The sequence below is a fragment of the Oceanobacillus sp. CAU 1775 genome, assembly GCF_054482815.1.
On record NZ_JBTLRO010000002.1, the window covers coordinates 329650 to 354853 of the forward strand.

Sequence of the window (25204 nt, forward strand, 5' to 3'; positions counted from 1 at the left end):
CCCCTTTATTAAAATGTTACTGCTAATCGAATTTTAGCTATTTTGTTATGCGGAATTTCAATTGTTATCTTTCTTGTTTTGATTTTATATTCAATGGTTAGTAAATCATTTTCAAAGGATTGTAACACACCTTCATAAGACTTTTCGCCATCGATAGGCTCATAAAGCGTTAAATAAACATTTTTCCCAACATTTGATTCAATGTCTTTTTTTGTTTTCAAAGGTCGTTCTGCTCCAGGAGAAGATACCTCTAAGAAATAAGCTTCTTTTATTGGATCTAGTTTATCAAGCTTTTCACTAAGTTGCTCGGAAACAATTCCACACTCAGTAATATCAATGCCACCATCTTTGTCAATATAAACTCTTAGAAACCAGTTTTTACCCTCTTTTACATATTCGATATCAACTAACTCCAAACCATTATCTTTTAAGATTGGTTCTACTAATTCTTCAGTAGTTTGAATAACATTAGAACTCATTGTCTTCCTCCTTTACGCTTTCATCCTTCACTTATTATGAACCAATTGAAGGCTTTTAATTTATCAGGCTCATTTCAATACAAAACCCTAGCCTGACAATGGGGCTAGGGAACCTGAGATAAATTCTGAAGAAGAAGGAGTGGGTTTTCACCCACTCCTTGAACGTTCACTATCAAAAACTTTCCATAAGAATTATATCATAATTTTATTGTAATTGCAATACTATGTGAAATCTAGAATAATCTATAAACTTTTTAGAATAACGATAGTTGGTTCTTTTCAGCCATTCCTGTTAGGCATCCTAATTGATCCAATGTTTCGAGTACCGTTTTCGGAATTTTACTACGTTCATGTAGGTCTTCTTTTGATAAAAACTCACCATTTTTACGAGCTTCAACAATATTTAATGCAGCGTTTGTACCAAGGCCATCTACGGCATTAAATGGTGGTAATAGACTATCACCATCAACAATAAATTCCGTTGCACTAGATTTGTATAAATCTACTTTCTTAAATGCAAAGCCTCTTTCACACATTTCTAGAGCTACTTCCAATACTGTCATCAATGATTTTTCTTTTGGTGTCGCATCATTACCTTTTGAAGAGATGGTTAGGATTTTTTCCTTAAGTGCGCCTGAACCCTTAATCATCGTTTCCAAATCAAAATCACCTGCTCTTACTGTAAAGTAAGCTGCATAGAAAAGAATTGGATGATGTACTTTGAAGTATGCAATTCTTACTGCCATTAAAACATAAGCAGCAGCGTGTGCTTTCGGGAACATATACTTAATCTTTTTACATGATTCAATATACCAATCAGGAACACCATGCTTTTTCATTTCTACTATCCACTCATCTTGTAGACCTTTACCTTTACGCACAAATTCCATTATTTTAAACGCTAGTGCTGGGTCTAGGCCTTTTTGCATTAAATAAACCATGATGTCATCACGACAACCGATAACTTCAGGGAGTTCACATATTCCATCATTAATGAGGTCTTGTGCATTACCAAGCCAAACATCCGTCCCGTGTGAGAGTCCAGAAATAATTAGCAACTCCGCAAAAGTACTTGGTTTTGTATCTTCAAGCATCTGTCTAACAAATTTTGTTCCGAATTCTGGGACACCTAATGTTCCAGTCTTACAGTTAATCTGTTCTGGCGTGACGCCTAGAGACTCTGTGCCTGAGAAAATCTTCATTACTTCTGCGTCATCTGTCGGAATATCATCTGGCTCTATTCCACTTAAATCTTGAAGCATACGAATAACAGTTGGGTCATCATGACCTAGAATATCAAGTTTCAATAAGTTTTCATCGATGGAATGGAAGTCAAAGTGCGTTGTTAGCCACTTACTCTTCCGGTCGTCTGCTGGATACTGAATCGGTGTGAAATCATAGATTTCCTTATCATTTGGAACAACAATAATCCCACCAGGATGTTGACCAGTGTTTCGTTTAACGCCTGTTGTACCTTTAACTAACCGGTCTACTTCCGCACGTTTCAACATTAAGTTATTATCTGAAGCATAGCCTTTAACATATCCATAAGCTGTTTTCTCTGCCACTGTACCAATTGTTCCAGCACGATATACATATTCTTCACCAAATAATTCTTTCGTATAGTGATGCGCTCTTGGCTGATAGAGCCCTGAGAAGTTTAAATCGATATCCGGAACCTTGTCCCCTTTGAAACCTAAAAAAGTTTCAAACGGAATATCTTGACCATCTTTTGAAAGTTTAGTACTACATTCTGGACATGCTTTATCTGGCAAATCGAAACCACTCGCATAAGATCCGTCAGTGATAAAATCATGGTAATGGCAGTTCAAGCAAACATAATGTGGGACTAGCGGGTTTACTTCCGTAATCTCAGTCATTGTGGCTACTAAAGAAGACCCTACTGAACCACGGGAACCAACAAGGTAACCGTCATCCAAAGATTTTTTAACTAGCTTATGTGAAATGAGATAAATAACGGCAAACCCATTACCAATAATACTATCTAATTCTTTTTCCAGACGATCTGTAACGATTTTCGGTAAGTCTTCACCGTAAATTTCTTTCGCTCTATTGTAACTTAAATCTCTAACATCCTGTTCTGCTCCTTCAATCGTAGGTGCAAATAATCCATCCTTTATTGGAGAAACATCTTCAATTTGTTCTGAGAGTTTATGAGTGTTCATAATGACAATCTCTTTTGCTTTTTCTTCACCTAAAAACTGAAAAGCTTCGAGCATCTCTGTAGTAGTTCGAAACGGTGTATCTGGTAATTGGCCACGACTAAGTGGATTTCCAGCTTGAGAAGCAATTAATATTTTACGATATTGCTTATCATTTTCATCAATATAATGCACATTCCCTGTAGCGAGTACGGGCTTATCCATCCGCTCACCAAGATTTACTATTTTTTTAATAATATCCATAACTTGAGCTTCATTTTTTACAAGCTCTCTCTCCATCAAATGAGTGAAATTCGCTGGTGGTTGAACCTCAATATAATCATAAAATTGGGCAACCTTTTCAGCATCATCTTCTGACTTTTGCATCATTGTTTCAAAAACCTCACCTTGGTTACATGCTGTACCTACTAACAGACCTTCTCGGTGCTTCTCGAGAACGGAACGCGGGATACGTGGTACACGATAAAAGTAATTGACGTGGGCATAAGATACAAGTTTATAAAGATTTTTAAGACCAATATCATTCTTTGCAATAAGTGTCGCATGAAAGGGGCGTGAACGTTGATATGCGTTGCCTTCACCCATATGATCATTTAATTGGTTGTGATTATTAATCTCTTGCTTTAATAACATTTGCAGAAACTTCCACATCATATAAGCGGTTGCCTCTGTATCATAAATTGCTCGATGATGTTGTGTTAATTCAATATCTAAATGCTTACAAAGCGTATTTAAACGATGATTCTTCAATTGCGGAAACAAGAATCTTGCAAGTTCAAGTGTATCAATTGCAGGGTTAGTAAGTTTATCAAGATTAATTTTTTCAAATCCTTGATTTATAAAGCCGATATCGAAGGTTGCATTATGAGCAACTAAAATATCATCGCCAATCCATGAAGAAAAATCCTTCAGAACTTGATCTACTTCTGGTGCATCGACAAGCATATCGTCTGTTATACCAGTTAAGTTAATAATAATATCTGAAAGAGGCTTATGTGGGTTTGCAAAGGATTCAAATTTATCGATTATCTCTCCGTTTTTTATTCGGACGGCTGCAAGCTCGATAATCGTATCATATACAGCTGATAAACCTGTTGTTTCTACGTCAAAAACCACGTAGGTAGCATCTTCAAGTTCGATATCGATTTCATTATAAGCAATCGGTACACCATCATCTACAAGGTTCGCTTCAACTCCATATAACACTTTTATACCATGTTTCTTCCCAGCGGAATATGCCTCAGGAAAGCCTTGGACACCACCATGATCTGTAATTGCAATTGCTTTATGTCCCCATTTCGCAGCTTGGGAAATTAACCGTTTAGGAGATACTACTGCATCCATCTGACTCATAGTCGTATGTGCATGGAATTCAATTCTCTTCTCTTCTTCTGGTGCATTGTCCATTCTTTCTTCAACCTTAATTTCTTGAATATCATTTGCCATCATTGCTAATTCATTCGAATACATATCCGTTTGGATACTCCCCCTGGCTTTAATCCAAGCTCCTTCTTTAACGGCATTGAACTTGTCAGCGTCATCTTCTCCTTTAGAGAACATTTTGATTTCAAGTGAGTCTGTATAATCAGTTGCTTTTACAATAAGTAAGCTTCTCCCTGAACGAAGGCTTCTCACATCTACTGAAAAGATATACCCTTGTACTGTAACTCTCCGTTCTTCCTCTAGTATTTGTTCCATAGCTATCGGTTCATCTGGAATACGATAACCTAGAAGGAATGGTTTATTTTTGTCTTCTAAGCGTGATTGATCACGTTTTTCTTTTTCCTTCACCGAATCCATAACAATTTTCTGATCCTCAATTGCTGTTTGTTCTCTGAACTTTTGTATCTCTTCTATATTTGTATTTACACTTATTTCAATCAATAATTGTGGAGCTCCAATACCTTTAAAATAATCTCTGAAGTCTTGAGTTAATCGATTATTCAATGCTTGAGCTTCCGCCGAATTTCTCGCTGTTATAATAATTTTATTTTCATTCATTTGGGGTTGTTGGCTTTCAACCAATCCCTTATATGCTGGAGATAAGCTAGGAATACTAGTTAAAAATTCTTTCCAGTAATGGAGGAAATCTTCTTCTGCTATTAATGTATCTTTAGCTTCTATCCATACATTAACTTCTGCAATATCTTTAAAAGCTTCCTTGAGCTTCGTTTCAAATAGTTGGTAAACATGAAAAGGAAGAATCTTTTCTATATGAATATAAAAATTCCAGGTCTTTGTTTTTTTAATGACTAATAGTTTATTTAAATAACTATTCTTAAAATGTTCTTCTGCAAATTCTTCTGGAAAGTGGATTTGCTTTAAAAGAATATTTAATTTCTCTTGTTTCGTTAAATCCATATTTAATTCCTCCTATAAGATTTTAAACGTCTGACACTAGTACTTTTAAGTCTATATGGTGTCTATGTATATTTTCATAAATAACTCTCCGATTGATGATATTGCATTGAAACAATGGAAGAGTTGTAATTTAAAAACCCTGCCTCTAATTATAAGGCAAGGGTTTTATAAAGTGTACTATTTCACTGCATGTTTATTTTTCCATTAGAAACTTTTGAAGTTTAATTTTACAAGAACAGTCGTTGAATGTCATTCCAGGTTACGATGATCATTAGGAGCATAAGGAATGCAAATCCTACGAAGTGGAACATCCCTTCTTTTTCTGGAGGGACTGGTTTTCCACGTAAGACTTCTAGACCGACAAAGAGTAAACGTCCACCATCAAGTGCTGGTAATGGTACTAGGTTTACAATACCTAAATTAATACTTAGCATTGCAGTCCATAGCATAAAGTTCCAGAAACCTGTTTGAACAATTTGGTCTGTTGCATCATATATTCCTACAGGCCCAGATAACAACTCAATGGAAACCTGACCAGTAACTAACATAAGTAGGTTAGTTAAAATCATCTTTGTTGTTTCATATGTTTGTTTAAAGCCATAGGTCAAGGTGCCAAATACAGTTTTCTCATAGGCTGCATATACACCTATCTGCCCAATATAAATTGTTTCACCTTGTTCATTCATTGCCTCTACTTCGTTTGGCGTTACGACGAGTTCAAGTTCTGTATCATCTCGTAAAATAGTCATCTCTAGTTCTTCTCCAGGACTTTCTCTTACAATCGTAGTAAATTCCTGCCAAGTTGATACTGGTGTATCTTCAATATCTATAACTTCATCTCCTGCAATAAAGCCCGCTTCTTGTGCAGGAGCGTCATCCATTATTTCACCTAGTTTTGCTTCTTCAACCGGAGTACCTTGTCCAATACCGATGATAATAAAAATAACAATCGCTAGAACAAAGTTCATAAGAGGTCCTGCAAACAATTGCATCGCTCTTTGTCCTGGTTTTTTTGAAGCAAATTGACGATTGTATGGAGCAATTTGTGTTTCTTTTTCATCCATGATAAAGAATGCCTTTTCATCTACTTCGAAGTGAAGTCTTGTCTCATCATCATCTAATTCATAGCCATCGATGATTAAATCATGATCTAGATCTACACGTTCAACCTCAATTACTCTTGCATTTGGATGTTTGGATTTATTATTCACAATGATTTTATCAACTTTACCAGCATCATTAAATTCTAATCCAATATGATGTCCAGGCTTTAGTTCGATAATTTCAGGGTCTTCACCTGCAACTCGCACATAACCGCCTGCTGGAATAAGCCGAATCGTATAAAGTGTTTCATTCCTGGTAAACGAAAATACCTTCGGGCCAAAACCAATCGCAAACTCACGCGCAAGCATACCTGCACGTTTTGCAAAAATTAAATGTCCCCATTCATGAATGAACACGAGCAGGCCAAACATAAATATAAATGCGATAACTGTGGTCAAATGAAGCACCTTCCTTTATAACAATATCTTCTCTCATCGAGTAAAACCTTTTCAGTCGGACACTCGTAGGTCTTTCATTTACAATGAGTATAAATTCATTTCAATTCTAACCTATTTAAATAAAATGAATCAAGTGTAAGAACGGTAGTACAAATAATAGACTGTCGAAACGGTCAAGAATCCCTCCATGGCCAGGTAATAACTTGCCAGAATCTTTTACACCATAGTGACGTTTAAAAGCAGATTCTACTAGATCCCCTATTTGACCAAACATTGAAGCAAATATTGTAACAAGAATTACAATGAGTAAGGTGTGTGGAAATGGATAAATGACGTGAAATATTATTGCTACAACCGTAGCAGTGATAATTCCACCGACTGCCCCGCTAATCGTTTTATTCGGACTAATTTCTGGCCATAATTTCTTTTTACCAAATGCTCTACCAGCAAAATATGCACCAGTATCAGTTGCCCAAATAATTAAGAAGGCATAAAGAATATTCGTTAACCCACTCTCACCAATTCTTGTTTCGATGAGGAAGTAAAACCCAATCCCTACATATAGTGTAGTTAGGATGATAAAACCAGCTTCATCAAAAGTAAATTTATTTCGTACTAATACAGTATAAGCAAGTAAGAACAAAATAATGACCGTAAAGAAATCAGTTGTTGAAAATTGACCGATTGGAAAAAGCGAACTTTCTCCTGGTAATAAAATTACCCATAATGCAATTAAACCTATGACACTGGGAATAGAAATCATTGGAATTTTACGCATTCTTAATAGTTCTAGAAGTCCGATGGTAGCTAACAAATAAATAAATAGTGTAAAAGGCCAGTCACCGTATATAACAAAGGGTAGAAATACAATTAATGCTAGTATCGCTGTAATTATTCTTTGCTTCATCTATTCAACATCCCCTTATATGCCCCCATAACGACGTTTCCTTTTTTGGTAATCTGCTATCGCTCGTAAAAATTCCTCTTCGTTCATATCTGGCCATAACACATCTGTAAACCAAAACTCACTATATGCAAGTTGCCATAATAGAAAGTTACTCAATCGTTTTTCTCCGCTTGTACGGATAAGTAGATCTGGATCTGTTAATCCATTCGTATAAAGATATTTTGAAAACTCTTCTTCATTTATAGAATCTAAAGAAACTTTTTCACCATCAACATCATTCATAATCTGTTTTATTGCTTGCATAATTTCATAGCGACTACCATAATTTAAAGCAAAATTTAAAAGTAATCCTGTATTATTTTTTGTTTTATCCTTCGCATATTGCACAGCCTTTTGTGTTTGAATAGGCAAGGCAGCGAAGTCACCAATTGTATCAATCTTAACATTGTTTTCCATTAGTTCTGGGAGGTATATATGCAGAAACTCTTTTGGTAGTTTCATCAAAAACTCTATCTCAAACTTCGGTCGGTTCCAATTTTCAGTTGAAAAAGCATACAAAGTTAGGATTTTCACATTTGCATGATTGGCAGCTCTGACAATATTCATAACTGCCTTAACACCTTCTTTATGTCCAGCAACACGAGGTAAACCGCGCTTTTCCGCCCAACGACCATTGCCATCCATTATAATTGCAACGTGGTTAGGTATATTTTCACCCTCATCTATAGAGGCGTTATTCGCTTGTTTACTTTTAATAAAAGGTATTTTCATAGACATCATGAGTCCTCCACACTTAATGGTTTCATATAAAATATGTAAAAGAAAAGGAAATTATTTCTTTAATAATAAATTCTATTATAACCGTAATTCGAAAAGAAAACAAAAGCCCCCTTAAAAAAAGAGGGCATAACTCAAATTAAGATTATTTTTCGCTTAAACTTCTAAGATTTCTTTCTCTTTATCCTTAACGATATCTTCTATTTTACTAATATAATTATCCGTGCTTTTTTGAACATCATCTTGATATTTACGTAGCTCATCTTCCGTAATCTCAGCTTTCTTTTCTAAAGCTTTTAACTGTTCATTTGCATCTCTTCGTATGTTTCTTACCTGAACACGAGATTCTTCAGCAAACTTACCTACAACCTTAACTAAATCTTTACGTCTATCTTCTGTTAGTGCAGGAATGCTAATTCGAATTACATTACCATCATTTGCAGGTGAAAGTCCTAAATCAGCTTTTTGAATAGCTTTTTCAATATCACCTAGAGCTGTTTTATCATATGGTGTAATCACAAGTAGTCTTGCTTCTGGTGCACCAACTGACGCAATTTGATTAAGTGGTGTTTGCGCACCATAATATTCTACATTTACACTATCTAATAAACTTGGGTTTGCACGGCCAGCTCTTACGGTAGCTAAGTTTCGAGAAAAAGATTGGATCGCTGAATCCATTTTTTCATTCATTTGCTTCAATACGTTATTTGCCATTTGTTTTCCCCCTAATTGTTGTACCAATTAATTCGCCTTGAACGACACGTTTGATATTTCCTTGCTCAGTAATTGAAAATACGATAAGTGGAATATCATTGTCCATACATAATGAAGATGCTGTTGCATCCATTACTGCTAGGCCTTCGCTAAGTATATCCATATATGATAAGGTATCATATTTTACCGCGTTTTTGTCAAGTTTAGGATCAGCAGAATAAACACCATCAACATTATTTTTTGCCATTAAAATAACTTCAGCTTCGATTTCTGCAGCTCGAAGTGCAGCTGTTGTATCTGTTGAAAAGTAAGGATTACCTGTACCTGCAGCAAATATGACAACGCGTTTTTTCTCTAAATGTCGAATTGCTTTTCTACGTATGTATGGTTCAGCAACTTGGCGCATTTCTATAGAAGTTTGAACTCTTGTTTGAATCCCAATATTTTCTAAACCATCTTGTAAAGCTAGAGAATTCATAACTGTTGCAAGCATACCCATGTAGTCTGCTGATGCACGGTCCATTCCCATTTCACTTCCGGTTTTACCTCTCCAGAGATTGCCGCCACCTACTACAACTGCAATTTCTACTCCAAGTTCTGAAACCTCTTTAATTTGTTGGGCAATTGATTTGATGATTTTGGGATCAATTCCATTTCCAAGTTCACCACTCAATGCTTCCCCACTTAATTTTAATACAATTCTACGGTACTTTGCTGTTGTCATAGAAACCTCCATAGAAATTTTTTTGAGTTTTACTTGATTGTCTGGTATAGAGATTAGAATAAATAGATATTGGAAAAATAGGGAACAAGTTGCTCCCTATTTTCCAATGTCCAGCCCATATGTCAAAACTTTTTATTTTGACATTTAAGCGAGACATTATTACTTTTTAATTTGGCTCATTACTTCATCAGCAAAGTTTTCTTCGCGTTTTTCGATACCTTCTCCAACTTCGTAACGAACAAAGTTTTTAACTGTAGCACCTTTTTCTTCTACAAACTTTTTAACTTTTACGTCAGGATCTTTAACAAAGCTTTGTTCTAGTAATACGATTTCTTCGAAGAATTTACCTAAACGACCTTCAACCATTTTTTCAACAATTTTCTCTGGTTTACCTTCATTAAGTGCTTGTTGAGTTAGAATTTCACGCTCACGTGCAACTTCTTCTTCTGAAACCTCTTCACGAGAAACATATTTTGGATTAACTGCAGCAGCGTGCATTGAAACGTCTTTTGCAATTTCTTCATTGTCCGTATTTTCAAGAAGAGAAAGTACTCCAATTGTTCCACCCATATGAAGGTATGAACCGAATACATCACTATCTGTTTTCTCTAAGATTGTAAAACGGCGTAATGAAATTTTCTCACCAATTGTTGAAATCGCTCCATTAATTACTGCTTCTAACGACTCACCATCAACTTCTTGTGCCAAAGCTTCTTCTACTGAACTCGGGTTGTTAGCAAGAAGTGCTTTACCTACTTTATTCAGTAATGATGTAAACATATCGTTTTTAGCTGCGAAGTCTGTTTCACAGTTTAATTCTAGAAGTACTGCTCTGTTTCCGTCAATTTCAACGTGTGTTAAACCTTCTGCAGCGATACGGTCAGCTTTTTTACCTGCGCTCGCAACACCTTTTTCACGTAGGAAATCAATTGCTTTATCGATATCACCGTTTGTTTCTTGAAGTGCTTTTTTACAATCCATCATACCTGCACCAGTTTTTTCACGTAGTTCTTTTACCATTTTCGCTGTAATTGCCATTATAATTCCTCCTTGATTATCGATTCATTCATTATGCTTTAAAAAAGGCGATAAAAGGCTAAACTCCTCTTATCACCCTCATCTTTTAAAAATTATTCTTCAGTTGATTCCACTGCTGCTTTTTCTTCTGTTTCTTCTTGAACAGCTTCTGCAGTTTCTTCACCTTGTTTTGCTTCTAAAATAGCATCAGCCATTTTACCAGTTAATAATTTCACAGCACGGATAGCATCATCGTTCGCTGGAATTACATAATCAATTTCATCTGGATCACAGTTAGTATCTACGATTCCGATGATTGGGATATTTAATTTATGAGCTTCTGCAATTGCAATACGCTCTTTGCGCGGGTCAACAACGAATAAAGCATCAGGTAGCTTCTTCATATCTTTGATTCCGCCTAAGAATTTAACTAGACGATCTTTTTCTTTAAGAAGATCTACTACTTCTTTTTTAGGTAGTACTTCAAAAGTACCGTCTTCTTCCATTTTCTCAATTGCTTTCATACGGTTAATACGTTTGCGAATTGTTTCGAAGTTTGTAAGTGTTCCACCTAACCAACGTTGGTTAACAAAGTACATGCCCGAGCGAATCGCTTCGTCTCTAACTGAATCTTGTGCTTGTTTTTTAGTACCTACGAAAAGAACTGTACCGCCATTAGCCGCTAATTCTTTTACATAGTTATAAGCTTCATCAACCTTTTTTACAGTTTTCTGTAGGTCAATGATGTAAATACCGTTACGCTCTGTGAAGATATACTTCTTCATTTTTGGGTTCCAACGGCGTGTCTGGTGACCAAAATGTACACCAGCTTCTAGTAATTGTTTCATCGAAATTGCTGCCATAATTTTATTCCTCCTAGTGGTTTGTTTTCCTCCGCTCAGGTCATTTCTACTTATAGACCATTGGCAATGGCACCAAATAAGTAAATCACCAAACGTGTGTTTTAACTTTCTTTCTTAATAAAAAGAGTTTTACACCAAAAAATAATATATCATAACTTGGCGATAGAAGCAAGAGATTAGGGTCTATTATATAACTTTATAATTAATTCTGCTTCTGTTTTACCACAATCTAACTCTTTTGCGATTGTCTCTATACTCTTACCTTGTGCATGTAATTGCAAAACCCTAGATTCAAGAGAGGCGTTCAGTTGATCTTGTGGGACTTCTTTTAGTATTTCGTCAATCTCAGATGTGTCCTCTATTTCTTCGGGTTCTTCAACTTCTATTGGGGCTTCATGTACTTCTTTTTTTAGAGGTTTTTTAGCTGCTTCATCACTGATCACTGGCTTACTTTGTTTTTTAAGTAGTGTATCAAGTCGGTTATTCTCTTCTCTAATCTCTGTAAGATAGACTTCTAATAATTCCATCACTTCTTGAGAAGAATCTTGTGGTTTATTTTGTTGTCGTTGTTTTATAAGCTGAAATATTGCTACAAGCGAGATGATATGCAATAAAAAGCTTATAATCAATAAAAATGGAATCATAAAAACTCTCCTCTAGCCGTTAAAATCAATACGTTTCCCGAGATAAGGATGGGAGGAATCGACATCTTTTCTATCTTTGTCGTCTTCTGTTGATTCTTCTTGATTATCCTGGCTGTCTTTTTTTAGCTTAAGCTTTTCAGTGTTTTCTGATTCACCAACTTTGGTTCTTTTAATTTTTTCTTGTTCTACTTGGGAAGCTGTTAATGCCCCTTGCATTTGTTCTGATTGTTTTTGTAGTTGTTCTTGGACTTTACCAGCATCTACAGTTCTAGGTAATGCCACCTGCATCTCTATTGATTTCCATCCCATTTGCAGTTACCCCCATTATTTTAGCAAAGCTAAAGCCACTATTGTTAAGCTAGTAGATCCGCTTCGGAAATATACTACGCTTTCCGCGGGCGGCTGGTGAGCCTCCTCGCGCGCTTTGCGCACTGTGGGGTCTCACCGTTGCCTTTCATCCCGCAGGAGTCTTCGTATATTTCCGAAGCTCATATTGCTATCCCTGTCTATAAATAGAGAAAGCCTCAACAATAAACTTTAACTTGGCTAGTTATTTTAATAACTAAGGTTTCGATGTTTCTGGTATGAATAATTGGTGTAATTTGATTTCATTGCCTTCTGTATTCATTTTCACAAAATGGTAATCTGATTTCATGACGCGTTTGTATTTTCCGAATGTAACAATTACATTTTGGTAAATAAAATTTCGAACAACTAATTTTGTTTCTTGGTAATCACCAAGATTTGAATTTAATGTGAGGAGTTCTTCCTCTATTTCTCGCAAACGTGTTTCTGTTTTATTTAAAGAGTTTCTCTGACGAAGTAGTGAGATTCGGATTTGGGGATTTTCACTATTTTGCGTAGCAAGTTTTTCACCTAAGTGTTTTAGTTTGCCAAGTAGATCGGTAAGTTTTTGCTTTTCGCTTAGTAATTGCTCTTCTTGTTCGGAGACTAATTTATTTACTCCTAAGAAAACCTCTGTCTTTGAATTCATCTTTGTTCCAATATCTCTTGCTTCAATTGATTTTCCAGCAGACACGGACCCGCCAATAATGTTACCGGTTTGACAGAATACATGTCCATTTACAATACAGGTACTATGAATAATAGAGTTTTCTACGAAAAGATTATTGCCTGCATATACTTCAGCTTGATTGATATAGCCTAGCCGAATATCTTGCCCCGCCTTCAAATAACCCTTTCCTTGTCCTACTATTCCTTCACCGATGAATATGGATCCGCCTGCAACAATTGTAGCACCTTCAACAACTCCATGGATTTTAATGTCTCCATCCGCTTTCACAGTGTAGCCATTAGGTACATCGCCATGAATAACAATCGTTCCTACAAAGTCGAGATTTCCATTTTTTAAAGATAATGTTTCATTAACTTCAAATTCAGGATGTACTGATAGCTTTTTACCTAATAAACTAAATTGTCCATCCTCAGCAGCAAAAAAGCTCGCACTTTCTTCTTGAAAAACAACATTTTTACCTGCTCTTGCACTTGCGGCTTTTCCTTGCTTTGCTTTTATAATAGCACCTGTCACATCTTTACCATCTTCACCAGAAGTGGGTCCTATTATCCTTGCTAGTTTTTGCCCTTTTGTTACGGAAGGTATTTTCATCACTTCACGAAAATTCCAATTTTCATCTCTATTTATTTGATTTTCGAAATCGATAACAAACTCGACTTTCCCTTCTTCTCCATTTATTGGGGGTTCGCCTTTTGCTATGATGATAGGATATTCGAATTTTGATGGTTGGAGAGATAACTCAGATATAACGTTTTGCTGAATTCCATATACAACTTTTTGGGTTGCTAAAAAATTCAACCAAACATCCTTTTCTATAACTAATTCTTCTTCTAAATCTAAGAAATCATCCTTATATTCCACTTGTGCTATCATTTTATTCTCTACTAATAAGATACGGAAATATTTCGTAAGCCTTTCCATAATCATTACCCCTTTAGATAGAAGCGTTTATAATTTAGTTAAAATGTTTTTTAATTTATAAATCGCTTTTTTATGTATTTGTGAAATTCTAGAAGTTGTTAAGCCTAAAACTTGTCCGATTTCAGTGAGAGTTAATTCTTCATTGTAGAATAGACTGATAACCATCTGTTCATTTTTATTCAAAGCTCGAATTCCTTCGACTAAATCTTTTTCTAATTCTTGTTGTACCATTTCTTCTTCAGGTTGTAGGGAATCATCATCAGGAATAGTATATCCTATGCCTTCAGTGAATTCGTTTTGATTTTTAGGTTTTTCTTCAATGGACATGACATTTGAAAATAATGCATCTTTAACGACGGACTCCACTTCACCTTTTGTCATATCTAATTCATTTGCAATTTCTTCAGAAGTTGGTGAGCGTTGAAGTTCTTGCTCTAGTTGATTTGTAACTTTTTCTACCTTTTTTGTTTTTTCCCTTAATGTTCTTGGGAGCCAATCTTCTTTTCTCAAACCATCAATAATCGCACCTTTGATTCGAAATGATGCATACGTATCAAATTTTAGATTACGGTCTGTTTCAAATTTATTTATTGCATCGTATAAACCGAGGAGACCAAAGCTATTTATATCATCTTTACTAACACTACTTGGTAGATGACTTGCGATTCGTTCGACATGAAATTGTACGAGGTACATATAATACTCAATTATTTCATTTAGTACGGCCTCGTCTTCTTCCTTATTCCATCTTTCCCAGAGATTATGTTCATAAGATGAGTAATCTAAATTCATAGTAGCTCCACTCCTCCCTTAAATATGATGACATTGACATTAAATAAAAGATTCTTCTTTATTTACTTTACGTATTTTTAATTTATCTGACGTTGGATCAAATTCAATCGTTCTACCTATGTTTCCCCCAACATCCTGCGCAATAACTGGAATTTGTAACATTTTTAATTGCTTCAAGACAGCCTCGACATTTCTAGGACCTATTCTCATAATATCTGAGCCTGAGGGTATTTTAAACATTTCAGCTCCACCAGCTAGTTTAGCTTTTAAAGCAAATTTCCTCGCTCCCATCGCTAGCAATCTATCTACTAAAATAGGAAGAGCCGTATTCGCATATTTATAATCATTTAAGGAATCTTGTTTTGCTACACTTGAGTCTGGTAATAACACATGTGCAAGACCAGCTACTTTCTTTTGGGTATCGTAAATAACAACCCCTACACAGGATCCAAGTCCTAATGTTCTTATCATATCAGGTTCTCTCACAACATTTAAATCAGCAATACCAACTCTTACAACTGTTCCAACTTTATTATTCATGGCCATTGATTCCTAACGCTTTTAATATAACTGGGATAGCCTCCGGATTTGGCAGTAAGAAAAAGTTTCCAGTCATTGCTTCTTTTGATTCATCTGCATTCACTTTAGAATCAATCACGATTGCATAGTCTGATGACTGTGATAATTCTAATAGACCATATGTCAATACCGCTGCAGCCATATCTATTCCCAAATGTGGGACAGACTGTTGTAAGTGAAGCCCAGTTAAATCAGACAAAGCAGCAATATAGGAACCAGTTAAAATATTACCCACTTCCTCAAGTGCTGACAATGCTAGTGGATTTTTTGAACTATCTTCCAAGAGGTCAAAATCAGTGTCGCCTACCATGTCTTGAATGAGTGACTCTGCTTCTTCAACTGTAAGTATAAATATTACTGTGCTTGGTGCATCTCCATAAATGCGGAAAAGAATGGCTACGATGATATCATCTGGATCACCGAATAATTCAACCATTTCATCAAAAGAAACAATATTAACTGAGGGTACAATCATATCTATTTTCTTTTGAAGTAATTGAGATAGAGAAGTTGCTGCATTACCAGCTCCGATATTACCTAATTCACGTAAAACATCGACATGAACTTCGGTTAATTTTTTAAACCCCATATTATTACTACCCTTCTAAATTAGAAAACAATTTATTATCTTCTTTAGCAAGCACTAGATCAAGATTAAGAAGTACTAAAAGTCTCTGGTCTAATTTTGCTACTCCTTCAACATAATCTACATCCACTGAACCAATAACCTCTGGTGGTTCTTCGATAATATCACGCGGAATATCAATTACATCATTTGCTGCATCTACAATAATTCCTACTTCAAGATTATTAACATTAACGATAATAATACGATTTTCATCTGTTAGTTCAGTCTCTTCTAATTCAAAGCGTAATCGTAAGTCTATGATAGGAATAATAACACCACGAAGATTTATAACCCCTTTTACAAAGTTCGCTGTCTCAGGTACTCGTGTAATAGGATGTAATCTTTCTATCGCCCCTACATACTCGACAGGCAAAGCGTATTCCTCACCGTTTAAGTTAAATACAATCACTTTTAAATTTGAATCTGTATTGTTTTCCATTTATAACATCTCCTTGTTTTGAGATAATGATCGAAGCTTGCTCCTATTAACAATCAAGATTTAAAATTTCTAGTTATTTCTCCTAAAAACTTACCGACTTGATCAATAGGTAAAACTTGGTCGACAACATTCGTTTCGTATGCCGCCCTTGGCATACCATAGATAGTCGCTGTTTTTTCTGATTCGCTTAAAATGATTGTATCTTGGTCTTCTTCTTTCATATTAATAATCCCAGCAGAACCATCATTTCCCATACCAGTAAGTACAACTGCTATTTTATTAATATTATACAACTTTGACGCGGAGAAAAACAGAGCATCTACTGAGGGACGGTGATTATTGATTGGTGCATCTTGAGAGGTATGAATCACAAAGTTACTTCCAACCTTCTCTACCCTCATATGAAAACCACCAGGTGCAATATAAACTGACTTGGCTTGAATGACTTCCCCATGCTCCGCTTCTTTTACATGCAAGTGAGTCATACCATTTAATCGATCAGCTAATGATTTTGTAAATCCTTTTGGCATATGTTGGACAATTAATATTGGTGTGCGGAAATCTTTAGGTAGGCTTGTTATTACCTTTTGTAATGCACGAGGGCCTCCTGTTGAAGTTCCTAGAACGATAATTGTGCGTTTTTTTTCTGAGATAACGCGTTGTTTCTCAACCTTTTTCTTAACTTCTTCTTTTGGTGGGAGTTGAATAATCTCTTTTGGTTCAATTCCTATTGTAGCAGAGGATGCTGCAATAACTTTGGATACAATTTCATTTTTAATCATTTCAATATTTAATGAAATTTCTCCAGACGGCTTCATAATAAAATCGACCGCGCCTTCTTCAATTGCCGCTATTGTATTATCAGTACCTCTTGCTGTTTGACTAGATAACATAATTACTGGGAGAGGCATTTCCTTCATAATTATTTGCAATGCACTAATGCCATCTAATACTGGCATATTTACATCCATCGTTACGACATCGGGTTTCAAGCTTTTAATTTTCTTGATCCCGTCTGCCCCATTTCTAGCAGTACCTATGACTTTGATTCGAGAATCACTTTCTAAAATTGATGTAATCATCTTTCTCATAAAGGCCGAATCGTCCACGATAAGCACTCTTGTTGTCTTCATTTATTTTTACCTCGCAATAAATTAATTAATTTGTTAACGAAGGATGTATCTTCAATATTCAATGTATCCGTTTTTGTTTCCAAAAAGCTTTCAGTTAGCACGCGCATTGCTTTAGCGACTTTGGACTTTTCATTTAGCAACATATAAGGTGTTTGCTTGATGACTGCCTTTGTAACTGTTTGGTCTTCAGGAATAACTCCCATAGCCCTCGTTTGAATATGTAAAAACTGTGTAACGACCTGTTGAAATCTTTCTAAAGCGTGTATTCCTTCCTTGTGTGAGGGTGCACGATTCAAAATAATGTTTATTTCACTGTTATACCCGTGATTAACTAACTGTTTAATCATACTATAAGCATCCGTGATGGATGTCGGTTCAGGAGTTGTCACGACAATACTTTCATCTGAGGCAAGAATAAAGAACAGACTGTCCATTGTAATTCCTGCTCCCATATCAAAGATAATATAATCGTATTCTTTTGTTATTTGTTCAAATTGGTTATAAAAATGCATTTTCTTTTCTGTTGTTAATTCTAGAAAATTACTTAACCCAGAGCCTCCAGCGACGTAAGCCAAGTTATTTGGACCATGTTCAACAACTTCTGCTATTTGAAGGTTTTCCTCTAATAGATCTACGATGGTTCGCTTGGGTGATAAACCAAGTAATATATTAATATTTCCCATTCCAACATCAAGGTCGAAAATAATAACTTTCTTTTGTTGATTGATCAATTCAATAGAAAAGTTAAGCGCAATATTGGACTTTCCAACCCCGCCTTTTCCACTAATAATAGAAATTGTTTTTGCTTGACGAACTTCCTCTTTAGAAGCTAATTTCCTACGAAGATTGGAAGCTTGATCAGTCATATAAATCACCTACTACAAGTTTTGTAATATCTTCTTCGGTAAGCTGAAGGATATTATCAGGAACATCTTGACCATTTGTAACATAGGAAATTCCAATTTCTTTATTTAAGACGATATTTAACATACTGCCATACTGTTTCGTTTCATCAATTTTTGTAAATATAACGGATTCAAGCGGGATAAGATGAAATTGATCGTATATTTCACTTAAATCTTTTGGTTTAGCTGTTAAAGATAATACAAGATATGTCGCAAGTTTTTCTTGATCAATGCTAAGCTTTTGTAACTCTTGAACATACTTTTTATCTCTAAAGTTTCTTCCAGCCGTATCTACTAAAATGATATCTACATCATTAAACTTTTCTACAGCATTTTGATAGTCTTCTAAGTTATAAGCAACTTCCAGTGGAACATTTAAAATTCTTGCATAGGTTTTTAACTGTTCTACAGCACCGATTCTATACGTATCTGAAGTTATAAATGCTACTTTTTTTCCTTGATCCAGCATTAACTTTGCTGCAATCTTTGCAATTGTAGTCGTCTTTCCAACACCAGTTGGACCAACAAATTGAACGACTTTATGTTCAGAATGAATAGCTTTCGCCGGATATTTCTTGAGCTTCTCAGTTAATACATGCTTAAAAGCTTTTTCAATATCTTTTCGTTCTACTGATTCTTCAGTATCTCCAATTGCTTCATTCACTTCTTCAATGATTGTTTTCGCAAGTGTTTCGTCTACTTCTTGATTAATGAGATGGTTGTAGATCAATTGAAAATCAGGTGCAAGAGAAGACTCATCTTTTAAAGATTGGAGCTCAACTATTTTCTTTAAATGTTTTATTTCTGCTAAAATAGTATCTTGTTCTTTCGATGGTTTATAAACTTCTTGCATTCTCGCCTCTTTCGTCGGCTTATGAACGATTTTAGGTTGAGCTTTTCTTTGAATAGGTTGTGGATCAAGCGCCGCAATAACTTCGATTTTCTTTTTCCCAAAAAAACCGAATAAGCCATTTTTCTTAACTTCTTTCGAGTGAAGAATTACTGCATCTGGACCCAAATCTTCACGAATGACTTCGAGAGCTTCGGGCATTGTATTGGCTTTATACTTTTTTATTTTCATGCGATATTCACCACCCCTGCACTCTGAACTTGTACGTTCGGTTCTAATTCATTATAAGATAAAACAACAACCTGTGGTAAGAAACGCTCTAATAACTGTTTTAAATACATACGAATCGCTGGCGAACATAGAATAATTGGTGTATCTACCTGTAAGGATAATTTTTCAACTTCTTTATGAATGGTTGTGATAACATCTTGCTGTTGTTCTGGATCTAGTGATAAGAAGTTTCCGTGTTCTGTTTGCTGTATATTCTCAGCAATTAGTTTCTCTACCTTACCGGAAACAGTGATTACTTTTAAGTGAAAATCTTCTGTTGTATATTGTTTTGTGATTTGTGCAGATAATGCTTGTCTTACATATTCTGTCAGTAAATCTGTATCATTGGTCATTTTCGAATAGTCAGCTAGTGTTTCAAAGATAATTGGTAAATTACGAATAGATATTTTTTCTCTAAGCAGTTTACCAAGCACTTTCTGAATGTCTCCGATTGCTAGTGGTTCTGGAGTAACTTCATCAACTAATATCTGATTACTTTCTTTCAAGTGATCAATAAGTTGTTTAGTTTCTTGTCTACCAAGTAGGTGATGCGCGTGTTGTTTAATTACCTCTGTAATGTGTGTAGAAACGACAGATGGAGGATCTACTACCGTATATCCTGACAATTCAGCATCGTCCTTATACTCTTCAGTTATCCATTTAGCTGGTAATCCAAACGCAGGTTCTTTCGTTTCGATACCTTCCAAGTCATCATCTTCCATGTCAGGTGCCATAGCTAAATAATGTTCCAACATCAATTCTCCAGAAGCAACTTCATTTCCTTTAATCTTTAATCGATATTCATTTGGATTCAGTTGTATGTTATCGCGAATTCGCACAACTGGAATGACAAGTCCTAATTCAATGGCTAGTTGGCGACGAATCATGATGACACGTTCCAAAAGATCCCCACCTTGACTCGCATCTGCTAATGGAATTAACGCATAACCAAACTCAAATTCGATAGGATCCATATTGATCAAGTTAACTACATTTTCAGGTTGACGCATTTGCGAACCTTCTTCTGCAGCCAATTCATCTTCATCTGGTACATCAGGCACAACTGGTTTTCTTTGCATGAAATAAGCAGTGAAAGCCAGTAATCCAGCAAGTGATGTTGTCAGTAAGAAATTAATAGGAGTTAGACCTAATAAGAAAATTGTTCCTGCAGCTATATATAATAACTTTGGATATTGCGACATTTGGTCCATAACATCTGTACCCAAGTTTTGTCCATCACTTGAACGTGTTACTACAATTGCAGTAGCTGTTGACATCAGGAGTGCTGGAATTTGACTCACTAATCCATCCCCAACTGTTAAACGCGTAAATAGTTCAACGGATTCACCTAGTGAGAGACCCATTTGTACCATACCAATGATAATACCAAAGATGATGTTTACAAGAACAATAATAATATTGGCGATTGCATCACCTTTTACGAACTTACTTGCCCCATCCATGGAACCATGGAAGTCAGCTTCTTTTTCAATCTTTTTTCGACGTTCTCTTGATTCCTGCTCCGAAATCAACCCAGCATTTAAATCAGCATCAACACTCATTTGTTTACCAGGCATAGAGTCTAGAGAGAAACGAGCCGCAACTTCGGAAACACGTTCGGCACCTTTTGTAATAACTAAGAAGTTAACGATTACTAAAATAATAAATACAACAAACCCAACTAGAGGGTTATCGCCAATAACGAAGCTACCAAATGTTTCTACAACTCCACCAGCATCACCTTTAGCTAAAATTGCTCTTGTTGTAGATACACTTAGAGCTAGTCGAAATAGTGTAACAAGTAATAATAAGGTCGGAAAAACAGAAAACTGTAGTACCTCAGTTGTATTCATTGCAACAAGAATTACCATAAGTGAGATTGTAATATTAACGAGGATAAGAACACTTAATACTCCCCCTGGAAGAGGAATAACAAGCATTAATATAATTAGAATAACTGCTATTAAAACGGATAAATCACGAAATTTCATTAAATGTCTCTCCTCATTACTTACGCTTTTTGCTCAACTTGATAGATATAAGCTAATACTTCAGCTATCGCTTGATAATATTCTTCTGGAATTACATCGCCAACTTCAACTACAGAATATAATGCTCTTGCCAAAGGTTTGTCTTCATAAACGATCACGTTGTTTTCAGCAGCAATTTCACGAATTTTAAGAGCAGTACGGTCAACACCCTTCGCAAGGATATAAGGTGCACTAGCTCTTTCTTCATTATACTTTATTGCTATTGCATAGTGGGTCGGGTTAGTGATTACAACGTCAGCATCAGGAACTTCTGCCATCATTCTTCTCGTTGCAATCATCCGTTGTTTCTCTTTAATCTTAGATTTTATCAACGGATCCCCTTCCATGTTTTTATATTCATCTTTTATATCTTGTTTTGACATTTTCATGTTTTTTTCAAAATCATAACGTTGATAGAGATAATCTAGAATTGCCAGGAAAAATAGAGCTGCTGTAGAAGCAATCCCCATTATAATTGCAATTCTCCCAAACAATGCTAAAGCATTTTCAGCATTTGAAAATGCTAGCATTAATACATCGTCTCTAAATATCCATATAATCGAAAAAGTAACAGCACCAATAAAGGTAATTTTAAATAATGATTTTAACAGTTCCACAATAGCACGTATTGAAAAGATTCTTTTCGCACCTTGAATAGGATCAATTTTCTTTAAATCAAATTTAAGTGGTTCTGTTGTAAATAGAAATCCAACTTGTAGCAGGTTCGAACCAAATCCGGCAATTATTGCAATCAGCATAATTGGTGCTAACATTTTTGCTGCTTCCCATGAAGCACTGTTAAATACCATTGGTACAGATTCGAAGGTTACATCCGAATGTATGTACATTGTAAATGCTTGTATAAAAAGTTGCAGCATCGCATCTAGCATAAAACTACCAAAAACAAATAAAGCCAGAAAACAAAATACAAGTAAAATCGAAGTATTTATATCCTGACTTTTAGCAACTTTTCCCTTTCTACGTTCATCCATACGTTTTTTTGGAGTTGCTCTTTCCGTCTTTTCACCTGCAAAGTATTGTAAATCCATTACTAATCGCAAGTTAAGCACCTCCAAATAATTGCATTAATTGACGCATTGTACGAAACATTGCAGAAAATAAATTTTCTACTATTGTAATATAAAGTGCAAGAAAAACGAAGATTGCTAGAAAACTTACTAATATTTTTAAAGGTAAACCAACAACGAAAACGTTTAATTGCGGAACGGTTCTCGCGATGATCCCTAGAGCAACGTCAACCAAGAATAATGTTCCTACAATTGGGATTGCCATTTGGAAGGCAGCAACGAACATATAATTAAAAGAATCAATTACAAAGTCTGCAATCGAACGGTCCCCAAATGAAACAAAGGATTCTATTGGAATAAATGAATAGCTATTAAAGATACCATCTATAATTAAATGGTGACCATTTACGGCTAATAAAAATAATAGTGCAAATGTATAAAAATATTGACCAGTTAACGGGCTTTGTGCTCCAGTCTGTGGGTCCATTACGTTAGCAATGGCAAACCCCATTTGGAAGTCTACAAACCCCCCAGCAACTTGTAAAGCTGAAATGATGATATAAGCCATTAGGCCAATTAGAAGACCTACAAGAACTTCTTTTACAATTAAAAAGATAAACGTATGATCAACTACTAGCGCTGTCGCATCAACTGTTCCTAACATAAGAATCGCTATAAAAAAGCTAAATCCTATTTTGAACATTGTTGGTATTGTACGATAAGAGAATAGTGGCATCGTAACAAAGAAAGCTAGTACCCTAGCAAATATAAGCAAAAATGCAGGTAAACTATTAAAATCAATATATTCTATCATCGCTTACCCTACAAAGTTATTCAGATTTTGGAATAGATTTGAAGTGAACTCAACCATCGTTGTAAGCATCCAAGGACCAAAGAATATTAGACCAATTAATACAGCAACAATTTTCGGGATAAATGCTAAGGTTTGTTCTTGAATTTGTGTTGTTGCTTGAAAGATACTGACCAGCAAACCAACGCCAAGAGCAAGTAAAAGTAATGGACCAGTAACAAGTAAGATGGTGAAAATTCCTTGCTCTGCTAATGTTAAGACTAATTCGCTGCTCAACAACAACAACCTCCTTCAAGTAATCTTTTATTAAAAGCCACTTAATAATGAATGTGTAATGAGATACCAACCATCTACCAAAACGAATAACAAAATCTTAAACGGTAATGAAATCATAACAGGCGGAAGCATCATCATCCCCATTGACATTAAAACACTTGCGACAGCCATGTCGATTACTAAAAATGGAATAAAAATCATGAAGCCAATTTGAAAGGCTGTTTTTAATTCACTAATAGCAAATGCTGGAATCAAAGTCATCAACGGAATATCTTGAACTGTTTCCGGTGCCTCTGCTCCAGAATAGTTCATAAATAACGCTAGATCCTTTTGTCTTGTATGTTTTGCCATAAATTCTTTCATAGGGACACTAGCATTCTCGTATGCCTCGTCCAATGTAATTTCTTCAGCAAATAATGGTTCTAATGCATCATCATAAACCGTTTGAAATGTTGGAGCCATAATGAAAAAGGTTAGAAATAGTGCCAATCCAATTAGTACTTGGTTAGGCGGCATCTGCTGAGTTGCTAATGATGTTCGAACAAAAGAAAGTACAATAACTATTCTCGCAAAGCTCGTCATCAATATTAAAATACCAGGCGCCAATGAAAATACCGTTAGTAAAAGAAGTAATCTTACTGACGTTGATATATTTGTAGGATCTGAGCTAGAGAATATTTCTATAAATTCATTCATTATGATCTTCCTTGTGCCTATTAATTATATTTTTGCGTTTATTCTTCAAATCACTCAGCTCTTCATTAAATAAATTCTTAAAGTCATTTTCATTTTCTTGCTTTCTATCATTCTTCTTTTGAAACATGGATAGAATGGTATCCGCCGAAAAATCAGTTGTTTCTTCTTCCGCTTCAAGAAGTAATTGATCGATTAACTCCTTATCATCGATTTCTTTTAATAAAGTAATCTCTTCGCCTACACCAACTACATACACTTGGCTTCCAAGACGAATAATTTGAATCGATTTATTTTGACCAACCGACAGACCACCGATATTTTCTAATGACTTAATTCGATTACCTAGTTTATTTCTTCGCTTCAAGAAATATAGGAAAATATAAATTAATGCAAGAACAAGTAATAAAGCGAAGAACATCTTTATTATTTCAAAAAATAAAGAACTACTGCCAGTCTCTTGTCCCAGCAGATCACTTCCATCGTTCTCATTCGTATCGATAACTGGTTCGTCTAGATCTTCTTCACATGCCTCTGGATTCTCCAAACAATCCTCAACATAATCTGTTTCAGCACTTACACTAAAGGGTAGTAAGATGAAGACAGCAAGAGCAATATATTTTATCCATTTCATAAGCATCC

At 35.4% G+C, this 25204-nt stretch carries 25 protein-coding genes; all 25 read right to left on the reverse strand.

All coding sequences use genetic code 11. From position 1 onward, the window contains the following. Nucleotides 1-8: 8 nt before the first annotated feature. Nucleotides 9-479 carry a ribosome maturation factor RimP gene (rimP, locus tag ACXYMZ_RS04885; RefSeq protein ID WP_458947238.1) on the reverse strand — a complete coding sequence of 157 codons (471 nt, stop codon included), beginning with the start codon at nt 477-479 and terminating at the stop codon, nt 9-11. 254 nt (nt 480-733) lie between these two features. Next, on the reverse strand, nt 734-5023 hold the full coding sequence (locus tag ACXYMZ_RS04890; RefSeq protein ID WP_458947239.1) for a PolC-type DNA polymerase III: 4290 nt from the start codon (nt 5021-5023) through the stop codon (nt 734-736). Between the two features lie 227 nt (nt 5024-5250). Beyond that, the gene (gene rseP, locus ACXYMZ_RS04895) at nt 5251-6525 is read right to left on the reverse strand and encodes an RIP metalloprotease RseP (RefSeq protein ID WP_458947240.1); all 1275 of its coding nucleotides are present in this window, start codon (nt 6523-6525) and stop codon (nt 5251-5253) included. Between the two features lie 115 nt (nt 6526-6640). After that, nucleotides 6641-7432 carry a phosphatidate cytidylyltransferase gene (locus ACXYMZ_RS04900; RefSeq protein ID WP_458947241.1) on the reverse strand — a complete coding sequence of 264 codons (792 nt, stop codon included), beginning with the start codon at nt 7430-7432 and terminating at the stop codon, nt 6641-6643. A 15-nt stretch (nt 7433-7447) separates the two neighbouring features. Further along, the gene (locus ACXYMZ_RS04905; RefSeq protein WP_458947242.1) at nt 7448-8209 is read right to left on the reverse strand and encodes an isoprenyl transferase; all 762 of its coding nucleotides are present in this window, start codon (nt 8207-8209) and stop codon (nt 7448-7450) included. 156 nt (nt 8210-8365) lie between these two features. Then, nucleotides 8366-8923 carry a ribosome recycling factor gene (gene frr, locus ACXYMZ_RS04910; RefSeq protein WP_458947243.1) on the reverse strand — a complete coding sequence of 186 codons (558 nt, stop codon included), beginning with the start codon at nt 8921-8923 and terminating at the stop codon, nt 8366-8368. Beyond that, the gene (gene pyrH / locus ACXYMZ_RS04915; protein WP_458947244.1) at nt 8913-9647 is read right to left on the reverse strand and encodes a UMP kinase; all 735 of its coding nucleotides are present in this window, start codon (nt 9645-9647) and stop codon (nt 8913-8915) included. The genes frr and pyrH overlap by 11 nt, the downstream gene beginning before the upstream one ends. Before the next feature lie 159 nt (nt 9648-9806). Next, on the reverse strand, nt 9807-10685 hold the full coding sequence (gene tsf / locus ACXYMZ_RS04920) for a translation elongation factor Ts (RefSeq protein WP_458947245.1): 879 nt from the start codon (nt 10683-10685) through the stop codon (nt 9807-9809). Between the two features lie 92 nt (nt 10686-10777). Next, nucleotides 10778-11527 (reverse strand): 30S ribosomal protein S2, encoded by a 750-nt coding sequence (rpsB, locus tag ACXYMZ_RS04925; protein WP_458947246.1) that lies wholly within the window; start codon nt 11525-11527, stop codon nt 10778-10780. A gap of 176 nt (nt 11528-11703) precedes the next feature. Further along, on the reverse strand, nt 11704-12171 hold the full coding sequence (locus ACXYMZ_RS04930) for a DUF6115 domain-containing protein (RefSeq protein ID WP_458947247.1): 468 nt from the start codon (nt 12169-12171) through the stop codon (nt 11704-11706). 12 nt (nt 12172-12183) lie between these two features. Further along, nucleotides 12184-12480 (reverse strand): hypothetical protein, encoded by a 297-nt coding sequence (locus tag ACXYMZ_RS04935; RefSeq protein ID WP_458947248.1) that lies wholly within the window; start codon nt 12478-12480, stop codon nt 12184-12186. A gap of 253 nt (nt 12481-12733) precedes the next feature. Next, the gene (locus tag ACXYMZ_RS04940; RefSeq protein ID WP_458947249.1) at nt 12734-14128 is read right to left on the reverse strand and encodes a DUF342 domain-containing protein; all 1395 of its coding nucleotides are present in this window, start codon (nt 14126-14128) and stop codon (nt 12734-12736) included. Nucleotides 14129-14155: 27 nt separating this feature from the next. Then, nucleotides 14156-14920: a FliA/WhiG family RNA polymerase sigma factor gene (locus ACXYMZ_RS04945; RefSeq protein ID WP_458947250.1), complete on the reverse strand. Its 765-nt coding sequence runs from the start codon at nt 14918-14920 to the stop codon at nt 14156-14158. 39 nt (nt 14921-14959) lie between these two features. Beyond that, nucleotides 14960-15460 (reverse strand): chemotaxis protein CheD, encoded by a 501-nt coding sequence (locus ACXYMZ_RS04950; protein WP_458947494.1) that lies wholly within the window; start codon nt 15458-15460, stop codon nt 14960-14962. Continuing rightward, on the reverse strand, nt 15453-16088 hold the full coding sequence (locus tag ACXYMZ_RS04955) for a chemotaxis protein CheC (protein WP_458947251.1): 636 nt from the start codon (nt 16086-16088) through the stop codon (nt 15453-15455). Before ACXYMZ_RS04955 ends, ACXYMZ_RS04950 begins: the two co-directional genes overlap by 8 nt. Nucleotides 16089-16095: 7 nt before the next feature. Then, nucleotides 16096-16566 (reverse strand): chemotaxis protein CheW, encoded by a 471-nt coding sequence (locus tag ACXYMZ_RS04960; RefSeq protein ID WP_458947252.1) that lies wholly within the window; start codon nt 16564-16566, stop codon nt 16096-16098. A 53-nt stretch (nt 16567-16619) separates the two neighbouring features. Beyond that, a complete protein-coding gene (locus ACXYMZ_RS04965) occupies nt 16620-17699 on the reverse strand; it encodes a protein-glutamate methylesterase/protein-glutamine glutaminase (RefSeq protein WP_458947253.1) in 1080 nt (359 codons plus the stop codon). Continuing rightward, nucleotides 17696-18565 (reverse strand): MinD/ParA family protein, encoded by an 870-nt coding sequence (locus ACXYMZ_RS04970; protein ID WP_458947254.1) that lies wholly within the window; start codon nt 18563-18565, stop codon nt 17696-17698. The genes ACXYMZ_RS04965 and ACXYMZ_RS04970 overlap by 4 nt, the downstream gene beginning before the upstream one ends. Next, nucleotides 18558-19685, reverse strand: coding sequence for a flagellar biosynthesis protein FlhF (gene flhF / locus ACXYMZ_RS04975; protein ID WP_458947255.1), 1128 nt, complete (start codon nt 19683-19685; stop codon nt 18558-18560). Before flhF ends, ACXYMZ_RS04970 begins: the two co-directional genes overlap by 8 nt. Further along, on the reverse strand, nt 19682-21715 hold the full coding sequence (gene flhA / locus ACXYMZ_RS04980) for a flagellar biosynthesis protein FlhA (RefSeq protein WP_458947256.1): 2034 nt from the start codon (nt 21713-21715) through the stop codon (nt 19682-19684). Before flhA ends, flhF begins: the two co-directional genes overlap by 4 nt. 20 nt (nt 21716-21735) lie before the next feature. Further along, on the reverse strand, nt 21736-22815 hold the full coding sequence (gene flhB / locus ACXYMZ_RS04985; protein ID WP_458947257.1) for a flagellar biosynthesis protein FlhB: 1080 nt from the start codon (nt 22813-22815) through the stop codon (nt 21736-21738). Nucleotide 22816: 1 nt separating this feature from the next. After that, entirely contained in the window at nt 22817-23596 is a 780-nt protein-coding gene (gene fliR, locus ACXYMZ_RS04990; protein WP_458947258.1) for a flagellar biosynthetic protein FliR, read from the reverse strand. Between the two features lie 3 nt (nt 23597-23599). Next, nucleotides 23600-23869, reverse strand: a complete 270-nt coding sequence (gene fliQ, locus ACXYMZ_RS04995) for a flagellar biosynthesis protein FliQ (protein ID WP_458947259.1) — start codon at nt 23867-23869, stop codon at nt 23600-23602. Between the two features lie 30 nt (nt 23870-23899). Beyond that, nucleotides 23900-24565, reverse strand: coding sequence for a flagellar type III secretion system pore protein FliP (gene fliP / locus ACXYMZ_RS05000; protein WP_458947260.1), 666 nt, complete (start codon nt 24563-24565; stop codon nt 23900-23902). Further along, nucleotides 24558-25196 (reverse strand): flagellar biosynthetic protein FliO, encoded by a 639-nt coding sequence (locus tag ACXYMZ_RS05005; RefSeq protein ID WP_458947261.1) that lies wholly within the window; start codon nt 25194-25196, stop codon nt 24558-24560. The genes fliP and ACXYMZ_RS05005 overlap by 8 nt, the downstream gene beginning before the upstream one ends. Nucleotides 25197-25204 lie beyond the last annotated feature (8 nt).